This is a genomic window from uncultured Citricoccus sp. (assembly GCF_937871995.1).
GTDB lineage: Bacteria > Actinomycetota > Actinomycetes > Actinomycetales > Micrococcaceae > Citricoccus.
In genome coordinates this window covers 1-4,892 of the sequence record NZ_CALMQR010000162.1, presented here as the reverse complement: position 1 = coordinate 4,892, position 4,892 = coordinate 1, and the positions used below count along the sequence as shown (strand labels likewise).

Here is a 4,892-nt window from a genome sequence, read left to right as displayed (position 1 = left end):
GTTCCTTTGATGCGACGCCGGACTGGGTCTCCCGACAGCACCCGCCGGTCGATCCGACCTCCCGGGATTCCCGGGAGATTCGCCGTCGCCGCTACGGCGGCATTTGTCTCGTTCGCCTGTCTCATTTGCTATCGTCTCAACTATCTGAAACCTGTCGAGTTGATGAGACGAGGCCTGGATGGCAAGCCTGGGATACGCGCGCGTGAGCACGGTCGAGCAGAACGCGGACCTGCAGACTCGCGCACTGAAGGACGCAGGGTGCCTTAAGGTCTACACCGACCACGGTGTCAGCGGCACCAAGGCCAAGCGGCCCCAGCTGGACAAGCTGCTCGAACACGCCCGCCGCGGGGACGAGCTGGTGGTGTGGAAGCTGGACCGGCTCGGGCGCAACACCCGGCAACTGCTGGACCTCATCGACCACCTCGAATCCGAGGGCGTCCACTTCAGGTCCCTGACCGAGGGGATCGCCACCACCGGGCCGATGGGCAAGGCCATGCTCACCGTCATGTCCGCCTTCGCCCAGCTCGAACGCGACCAGCTGGCTGAGCGCACCAAGGCTGGTATGGCCGCCGCCGCGGCCCGAGGCCGCAGGGGCGGCCGGCCGGCCGTCACCGCCGAGGCCGAGAAGGTCCGGCAAGCCGGTCAGTACCGGCATGCCGGGCTCACCCCACCGGAGATCGGCAAGCTGCTCGGGGTCAGTCGGGCCACCGTGTACCGCTACCTGGCCCTGAGCGCCGACGGAGCCACCGACTAGGCTTCCCCCGGCGTGCCCCCTCGGGCCCAGGCGGAAAGGGAGAATGGCATGGGGCGGATCGAGCTCCCCACGATCATCGGTTCACTGGTGAAATACCTCCCGGCCCCGAGCGGGCAAGTCCTCGTACTCACACCGGCCGGGTGGGACCCGCGGGCCCGGGCCTTCACCGGCCCCGATGGTGCGGGGTGCCCCACGACGCCGAACGCGGCGAGCCCCGTCTCGAGGTATTCGGCGATGCTCGGGTGGCACGGACAGGCGCCCGCGCGGTGTGGGTGGATCCGCTTCCTGCATCCGGTCGACCCCGCCGGGCGTTGCGCCGGCCCGGTCCGGTCGTGGTGCTGGACTGCGCCGTGTACGCCTACTGCCCGAACTGCCTCAACGGCAAGGGCGGTGGCGGCTGCTGGCTGCACCCGGTCCTCGGGATCCGTCCCCGCGCCATCGAACACCACGGCGTCGAGCTCGTTCCCGGCCGACCCTGACTCATCCCCGGACCCCAGGGCGGACCCTCCAGCGTGGCCACTTATGAGGCTCTTCACACTCCAGGGTGTAGACGCGGCCCGAATCCACCGGGCTCCCGCCATGACCGGGCGATGTAGTTAGTGAGGGTCCGGAACCCCAGGGCGGAGTCGCGCAAGTGCGCGAGTCGGTCCTTGATGGCGTCGGTGGGTCCGTTGGAAGCGTCCGAGTGGTGGAAGCAGTCCAAGATGTCTGTCGTCCGCTTCCTCAAGGTCCGCCTCAGCGCGGCCACCTCGGGCGAATTCTTCGCTGACCCACCCGAGTGACACCACCGGTTACATCCCCATGTGCGAAAAGCCCACAAACCACCGCGCCCACCCGGGGCAGTTCCGACGCGGCTGGGACCGGCTGGGGCAGCGCACCCAGATGCATGCATCAATGTATGCAAGACGTACGATGGGGTGTATGACCGACCGCATCCTGTTGCCGTGGCACGATCCGGCTCCCCGTTCCGTGGCGCTGCGCCTGGCCGCCACGGTCGCGCAGCAGATCGTGGAGGGCCGGCGCGCGGCCGGTGACCTGGTGACCGAGGCGCAACTCGTCGAGGCCTTCGGTGTCAGCCGCACCCCGGCCCGGGAGGCCATGGTGCAGTTACAGTCCTGGGGGCTGGTGCGGTTGGCCCCGAAGAAGGGCGGCGTCGTCACGGTGGTCTCCCCCACCGAACGGCGGGACCTGCTGGACGTGCGGGCCACCCTGGAGATCCGCAGCGTCCAGGTCGTGGCCGGTTCCGCGGCCGACCGGACGTCGCTGGCGGCGACCCTGCGCGCCAGCCTGGACGCGCAGCAACGCGCCCTGGACGCCGGGGACCTGCTGGACTTCGCCGGGGAAGACTTCGGGTTCCATTTGAGGATTATCGAGGCCGGTGGCAACGCCGTGGTGGCGGAGATGGCCTCGGCCCTGGGCCCGCGGTTCGCCCGGCTGACCCATCTGGCGGTCAGCGGCGGGGGTGCGGCCGCCCGCCTGTTCCGCGCGGAGCACGAGGCGCTGATCGGGCCCATCGAGGCCGGGGATCCCGCCGGCTTCGCCACCGCCGTGCGCGAGCACCTGCGTTCCGCCCACTTCCCGGGGGAACTCGCGTGAGCCACCGAAACCCCGGGCGTTGGGGTGCGGCCGGGCCCGCCGCGCCTAGCGGTGGCGCCTCCTGGTTGCGGGTGGCCCCGGCGGTGTTCGTCCTGGCCTGGGGCGGTAACCACTTCACCCCGCTGCTGCACCTGTACGAGGAGCTGGGCCACTATGCCCCGTGGCAGGCCAACCTGTTGCTCGGGCTGTACGTCGTGGGCCTGGCCCCGGGCCTGATGGTGGCGGCCGCGGTCTCGGACCGTCGCGGCCGCAAGCCCGTGCTGCTGACCGGGTTGGCCGCCGCGGCCGCCGGCAGCGTCCTGTTGGCGGTGGGTCTGCACTCGTTGGTGCTGCTGGGCGCCGGCCGGTTGCTCGCCGGCCTGGGCGTCGGGGCGGCCATGTCGGTGGGCGGTAGCTGGATTAAGGAGCTGTCCACCGCCCCGTATGACCAGCACGCCCCGGCCGGGGCGGGGGCGCGCCGGCCCTCGCTCACGCTGACCCTGGGCTTCGCGATCGGCGCCGGCGTCACCGGCTGCCTCGCCCAGTGGGGACCGGCCCCGGCCCAGACTCCCTATGCCGTGCACCTGGCCCTGGCGGCCGCGGCCCTGCTGCCCCTGCTCACAGCCCCCGAGACCCGCACTGCCGCGGGCCACGGCGCCCGGGGCGTGGACGGACCCTGGTGGACCGACCTGCGCGTGCCGGCGGTGGCCGACCGCCGGTTCACCCGGATCGTGCTGCCGGCCGCGCCGTGGGTCTTCGCGGCCGCCGGGGTGGCGTACGCGGTCATGCCGGCCGTGGTGGCCCCGAAGCTCGGTGAGTGGGCCACGGCCTATGCGACCGCGCTGAGCGTCGTGACCCTGGGCTGCGGCGCGCTCGTCCAACCGTTCGTGGCCCGGATCGACCGGCGCACCCGTGGCCGCGCGCTGTCCATCGGCCTGGCGGTTATGTCCCTGGGCATGGTCCTGGCCGTGGTGGCCTGCCTGCTGCGCCAACCGGTCTTCGCCCTCGCCGTGGCGGTGGTCCTGGGTCTGGCCTACGGAACGACCGTCGTGGCGGGGCTGGCGCACGTGCAGGCGATCGCCACGCCCCGGGACCTGGCCGGGCTCACCGGCGTCTTCTACGCGCTGGCCTACTCCGGCTTCCTGCTGCCCACCCTGCTGGCCGTGCTGCTGCCGGTGGCCCCCTACGCCGCTTCGCTCACCGCGGTCGCCGGGGTCTGCCTGCTGTGCCTGGCCGTGGTCGCCGGCGGGCTCTGGCGACCACGGCGAGCCGGTCCGGCCGGGGAACCGGCCTAAATATAACTCCCCGGGTGGCGGTGAACGCGGGCCAAGCGGCCCTGGCCGCTAATACCGGTGTGCGTCGCTGGGGACTGTCGTGGCAGAGCCAGTCCAAGTAGGTCCGGGCGCGATCAACATCGGAGCCGTCAGACGGTGGTAGGCCCACTCGGTGGCCAGGGTGCGGTTGAAACGCTCCACCTTGCCGTTGGTCTGGGGCCGGTAGGGGCGGGTGCGTTTGTATTTGACCTGCACCCCCAGGGCCTGACCGAAGTCACGGGATCGGTAACAGGCACCGACATCAGTCATCACCGTGGCAGCCGTGAGACCAGTCTCGACAAAGAAGATGTGAGCCCGAAGCCATAAAAGCGCCGAGGTATGGCCGTGCTCGCCCTCCAGGATCTCCGAGCAGGCCAGACGGAGCACTCGGACCTCTCGCAAAGGCAGTAGCCAGTGATGTTCCTGACATCGACGCGTCAATGGCTGCACCCTCATGTGTCAAGAGCCCGCTAACGACGCATACGACGACTGTCGTCGCCTCGCCTGCAGCAGGTTCCATCCGGGCCAAGCGTCCCAATGGTCCAGGGGGCGTCTGGACAATCAGATCCCCGCGCGCACGACTTCTCCACCTCCTGCCGTCAGCATGGGTTTCAGCCGGCGACTGGAAACCGCAGAGATAAGCGAAGGAATTTCTGCAGGGTCATCGCGAGGACACCCGATCGGTCACCCGGCGGCGTCCCCCACGGGGATCCCCTCGGGGCGGGGGCGCCGTCCATTGTCGTCCCGGCGGGCCTGCCAGGGCGCGGCCGGGTGTGTCATCCTCGGGGTATGGCGCGGACCTGGTTATCGGTGACGGTGGAACTGCTGGGCGGGGGCGGCCAAGAGCTGTGGCCCTGGCCCGGGCGGATCTTCGCGGTCGGACCCTCGCACACCTTCGGGGACCTGGCCGAGGCGATCAATGACGCCTTCGCCCGGTGGGACCGGTCCCACCTGTCGGTGTTCACCCTGGCCGACGGCCGGATCATCACCGACGAAGACACAGGGGCAGAGTTCGCAACCATGGGCGCCGGGCCGGTGCTCGTGCCCCTGGACATCGCCACCACGAAGGTCGCCCGGACCCTGGAGCCCGGTGCCGAGTTCCAGTTCACCTTCGACCTAGGCGATAACTGGACCCACCGGTGCGTGCTCGGTGAACAGAAGATCGACCCGGTAGAGGTGCTGGGAATCCGCCCCACGGTGCCTTTGCCGTACTTCGGCTGGGGCACCATCCCGGACCAGTACGGGCGCCG

At 70.5% G+C, this 4,892-nt stretch carries 6 protein-coding genes and 1 pseudogene; 5 read left to right on the top strand and 2 right to left on the bottom strand.

Features of this window, described 5'->3' with window-relative positions; genetic code table 11:
* The first annotated feature begins 178 nt into the window (after positions 1-178).
* Together Q0283_RS17555 and Q0283_RS17550 are read left to right on the top strand one after the other, a co-directional pair.
* Positions 179-754, top strand: a complete 576-nt coding sequence (locus tag Q0283_RS17555) for a recombinase family protein (protein ID WP_183528881.1) — start codon at positions 179-181, stop codon at positions 752-754.
* 185 nt (positions 755-939) lie between these two features.
* Entirely contained in the window at positions 940-1,233 is a 294-nt protein-coding gene (locus Q0283_RS17550) for a hypothetical protein (protein WP_183528883.1), read from the top strand.
* 53 nt (positions 1,234-1,286) lie between these two features.
* Here Q0283_RS17550 and Q0283_RS17545 read toward each other — a convergent pair whose 3' ends face one another.
* Positions 1,287-1,646, bottom strand: coding sequence for a transposase (locus Q0283_RS17545; protein ID WP_255459690.1), 360 nt, complete (start codon positions 1,644-1,646; stop codon positions 1,287-1,289).
* A gap of 29 nt (positions 1,647-1,675) precedes the next feature.
* On the opposite strand from Q0283_RS17545, the gene Q0283_RS17540 reads away from it, so the two are divergent.
* Together Q0283_RS17540 and Q0283_RS17535 are read left to right on the top strand one after the other, a co-directional pair.
* Positions 1,676-2,350, top strand: a complete 675-nt coding sequence (locus Q0283_RS17540; protein ID WP_298045939.1) for a GntR family transcriptional regulator — start codon at positions 1,676-1,678, stop codon at positions 2,348-2,350.
* Positions 2,347-3,624 carry an MFS transporter gene (locus Q0283_RS17535; RefSeq protein WP_298045937.1) on the top strand — a complete coding sequence of 426 codons (1,278 nt, stop codon included), beginning with the start codon at positions 2,347-2,349 and terminating at the stop codon, positions 3,622-3,624. The genes Q0283_RS17540 and Q0283_RS17535 overlap by 4 nt, the downstream gene beginning before the upstream one ends.
* Before the next feature lie 109 nt (positions 3,625-3,733).
* Here the strand turns inward: Q0283_RS17535 and Q0283_RS17530 are convergent.
* A pseudogene (locus tag Q0283_RS17530) lies at positions 3,734-4,023 on the bottom strand (integrase core domain-containing protein); the annotation flags it as partial.
* A 408-nt stretch (positions 4,024-4,431) separates the two neighbouring features.
* Between Q0283_RS17530 and Q0283_RS17525 the strand changes: the two are divergent.
* Positions 4,432-4,892, top strand: a 461-nt coding sequence (locus tag Q0283_RS17525; protein WP_298045935.1) for an IS1096 element passenger TnpR family protein, incomplete at its 3' end; no start/stop codon positions are given.